Raw genomic sequence first — 3,274 nt, 5'->3', positions numbered from 1 at the left:
GGCGGGTGGGCAGCGGCTGCCGGCTGGGCGCCGCGGCCGAGGCCGCACTCGCCGACGCCGGCATCGGCCCCGGCGACGTCGACGTGGTCTTCGCCGACGCCGCCGGCGAGCGCACCGCAGACCGCCTCGAAGCCGAGGTCCTCGCGGAGCTGTTCGGGCCGCGGGCCGTGCCCGTCACGGCGCCGAAGTCGATGACGGGGCGGCTCGCCGCCGGCGGATCCGCCCTCGACCTCGCCGCCGCGCTGATGGCGCTGCACGAGCAGGTCGTCCCGCCGACCACAGGGACCTCGGCCCCCGCCGACGACTGCCCCGTCGACCTCGTCACGGGAGCCCCCCGCACCGGGCTGCGGCTGCGCACGGCGCTGGTCCTGGCGCGCGGGCGCGGGGGCTTCAACTCGGCCGTCGTCGTCCGCGCCCCGGCGGCCTGACTCCCGGCCGCCCCTCCGTACGTCGTCACACCCTTCCCCACACCCCCCGACCACTGAACAGAGGTGTCACATGAACCGCCTGGAGCTCAGCAGTCTGACCCGCATCCTGCGGGAGTGCGCCGGAGAGGAGGAGGGCGTCGACCTCGACGGCGACGTCCTCGACCAGTACTGGTTCGAGCTCGGCTACGACTCCCTCGCCGTGCTCCAGACCACCGGGTACATCGAGCGGGAGTTCGGCATCGTCCTCGACGGCGAGGACTTCGACGAGGCCGACACGCCCCGCCGCTACCTCGACATGGTCAACCGGGTCCTCTCGGAGCGGGCCCCCGTCTGACCGGCCGGCGCCGCCTCCGGCGCCCCCGCACCGAGACGACGACGGGCGCGAGAGCCACCGCCAGACCGCCGGGTGCCCACCCGGACCGGTCCGGCGGTGGCTCTTCGCCGTCCGACGGGCGCCCCGCCGGGGACCCCGCCCCGCCCGGTCAGCGGAGGTCGTCGCGGGTCACCAGGCGGCGGGCCACCTGCCAGCCCGACTCCGCGCGGACCAGGACGTCCTCCATCACGCACATCCGGTACAGCCGGGGCTCCCCGCCCCGCGGCGTCAGGTGGACCTGGGCGTACGCGCGGGTGCGGAGCGTGCCGTCCGGGGCGGGGCCGACGTCCAGCATGCCGATCCAGTGCCGCAGCCGGTCCCCGGTCGCCTCCTCCGCCTGCCGGTTGCGCCGTACGTTCGCCTCCAGGCCGGCCCGGCCCCGTACGGGCTCCGGCAGCGTCGGCACGTCGAAGACCGCGTCCGCGGTGAACGTCGCCGCCCAGGCCTCCGCCTCGAACGAGTCGAACAGCTGCATCTGGCGGGCGTAGAACTGCTGGACCTCCGCGTACAGCAGGCCGAACTCGGCCGTGGCCGGTGCGGTTCCGGGGCGCATGCCGGTTTCGGTGCGGGTGCTCATGGGATTCCCTCCGTCGGGTCACCACAGTCTTTGCGGCCCAGGTCGAGCACCCTTCGAAGCCTCCTCAAGCACTCCTCCCCAGGGTGGTGAGCGTGCCGCAGCCGCGACCGCCCCATCGGGAGCCAGCAGGAGGACGCACCATGCCGACACTCGTGTACCCGCAACTCCCCTTGGACGGCCTGCTGCGCCGCGCCGCCGTCCGCGACCCCGCCGGCTGGGCGATCCGCGCCGGCCGCGGCCGGGTCGGCGGGGCCGGAACCGTCACGTTCGCCGAACTCGACGCCCGCACCGACCGGATCGCCGCCTGGCTGGAGGAGGCCTGCGGCCGCCGCGGCGCCCGCATCGGCGTCGCCAACACCCTCGACGCCGGCTTCGCCGCCGCCTACTACGGGGCCGTGCGCAGCGGCAACACGGTCGTTCTGGTCAACCCGCTGCTCAAGGAGGCGGGCCTGCTGCACGTGTGCACCGCCGCCGCCGTCGAGATCGCCTTCGTGCCCACCGCGACCGCCGAGACGCTGCTGAAGCTCGCCGACCGGCTGCCCTCGCTGCGCACCGTCGTCGTGACCGACGCGCCGGACGGGGTCGTCCCCGGCGACGCCGTACCGCTGGCCGCCGTCCTGGACTCGGCCGCCGAACGGGCCTGCCTGCCGCCCGGGCGCGCCGACCTCGACGCCGACGCCTGCATCCAGTTCACCACCGGCACCACCGGCCGCCCCAAGGGCGTCCGCCTCAGCCACCGCAACCTCGTCGCCAACGCCGCACAGATCGCCGCCGCGCACCGGCTCGGCAGCGACTCCGTCACCCTCAACCACCTCCCGCTGTACCACGTGATGCACCTCAACTCGGCGGTCTTCGCCGGCTCCTTCCAGGTCCTGGCCCCCGACCCCGACCCGGTCGCCTCGCTCGCGCTGGCCGCCGAGGTGTCCGCCACGCACTACTACGGGCTCCCCGCCCGCCTGCACGCCCTCGCCGCCGACGACCGGGTCGCCGGCCCGTTCCCCGCCGGGACGGCCCTGACCGCCGTCCTGTCCGGGGGGAGCGCGCTCGCGCCGAGCGCCGCCCGCGCCCTGCAGGAGCGGCTCGGCGTGCCCGTCGTCCAGGGGTACGGGATGGCCGAGCTGTCGCCGCTCTCGCACTGCCAGGACCCGTACGACCCGAAGCCGGGGTCCGTGGGCAAGGCCGTACCGGGCACCGAGTTCCGCATCGTCCACCTGGAGACGCGGACCCCGCTGGACGTGTACTCCACCGGCGAGGTGCAGGTCCGCGGGCCGCAGGTGACCGCCGGCTACCTGGACCGGCCCTGCCCCGCCCTCGCCCCCGACGGATGGTTCTCCACCGGGGACGTCGGCTACCGCACCGAGGACGGCTCGCTGTTCCTCGTCGACCGGCTCGGCGACGTCTTCAAGTACGACAACGAGCTGGTCTCGCCCACCGCCGTCGAGCGGATCGTCGCCGCCGACCCGCGCGTCGCCGACTGCGTCGCCGCGGGCTGGCCCGACCCCGTCCACGGGGCCGTCGTCTGGCTCGGGCTCGTCCTGCGCGACGCGGCCGCGCCCGCCGCCCGCCGGCTCGACCTCGCCGACGCGGTCGTCGAGGGCGCCAACGAGCGCCTCGCCGGCTTCGAGCAGATCCGCCGCGTCGACATCCTCGACGCCGTCCCCCGCAACCACGCCGGCAAGCCCGAGCGCGCCGCCCTCCGCAAGGACATCCGGGCCCGCGCCGCCGCCGAAGCGGCCGGAGCCGCCGGGACGGCCGCCGGGGCCGTCCTGTGACCCGCCCGAACCGCCAGACAAGAGGAGCCACCGCCATGCGGACCCGGACCACCACGCCCCCGCGGCCCACCACCGCCCTGCGGGCCGCGGGGGCGTGGTGGTCCGGGTCCGCATGGCGGTGGCT

General features: G+C 76.0%; 3 protein-coding genes and 1 pseudogene. 3 read left to right on the top strand and 1 reads right to left on the bottom strand.

The features are described from left to right. A pseudogene (locus tag EF903_RS30665) lies at positions 1 to 428 on the top strand (ketosynthase chain-length factor); the annotation flags it as partial. 70 nt (positions 429 to 498) lie between these two features. Then, on the top strand, positions 499 to 762 hold the full coding sequence (locus tag EF903_RS30660) for an acyl carrier protein (protein ID WP_114059254.1): 264 nt from the start codon (positions 499 to 501) through the stop codon (positions 760 to 762). A 148-nt stretch (positions 763 to 910) separates the two neighbouring features. On the opposite strand, the gene EF903_RS30655 is transcribed toward EF903_RS30660, so the two are convergent. Continuing rightward, the gene (locus tag EF903_RS30655) at positions 911 to 1,378 is read right to left on the bottom strand and encodes a nuclear transport factor 2 family protein (protein WP_260616149.1); all 468 of its coding nucleotides are present in this window, start codon (positions 1,376 to 1,378) and stop codon (positions 911 to 913) included. A 140-nt stretch (positions 1,379 to 1,518) separates the two neighbouring features. On the opposite strand from EF903_RS30655, the gene EF903_RS30650 reads away from it, so the two are divergent. Beyond that, positions 1,519 to 3,150 (top strand): class I adenylate-forming enzyme family protein, encoded by a 1,632-nt coding sequence (locus EF903_RS30650; RefSeq protein ID WP_125548248.1) that lies wholly within the window; start codon positions 1,519 to 1,521, stop codon positions 3,148 to 3,150. Positions 3,151 to 3,274 lie beyond the last annotated feature (124 nt).

The sequence above is a fragment of the Streptomyces sp. WAC05292 genome (assembly GCF_003949955.1).
Classification (GTDB): Bacteria; Actinomycetota; Actinomycetes; order Streptomycetales; family Streptomycetaceae; genus Streptomyces; species Streptomyces globosus.
This window is presented reverse-complemented; position numbering and strand designations above follow the sequence as displayed.

Excerpts from the sequence above, each read along its gene's own strand:
- EF903_RS30660 (WP_114059254.1), top strand. The coding sequence starts at position 499 with ATGAACCGCCTGGAGCTCAGCAGTCTGACCCGCATCCTGCGGGAGTGC.
- EF903_RS30655 (WP_260616149.1), bottom strand. The coding sequence starts at position 1,378 with ATGAGCACCCGCACCGAAACCGGCATGCGCCCCGGAACCGCACCGGCC.
- EF903_RS30650 (WP_125548248.1), top strand. The coding sequence starts at position 1,519 with ATGCCGACACTCGTGTACCCGCAACTCCCCTTGGACGGCCTGCTGCGC.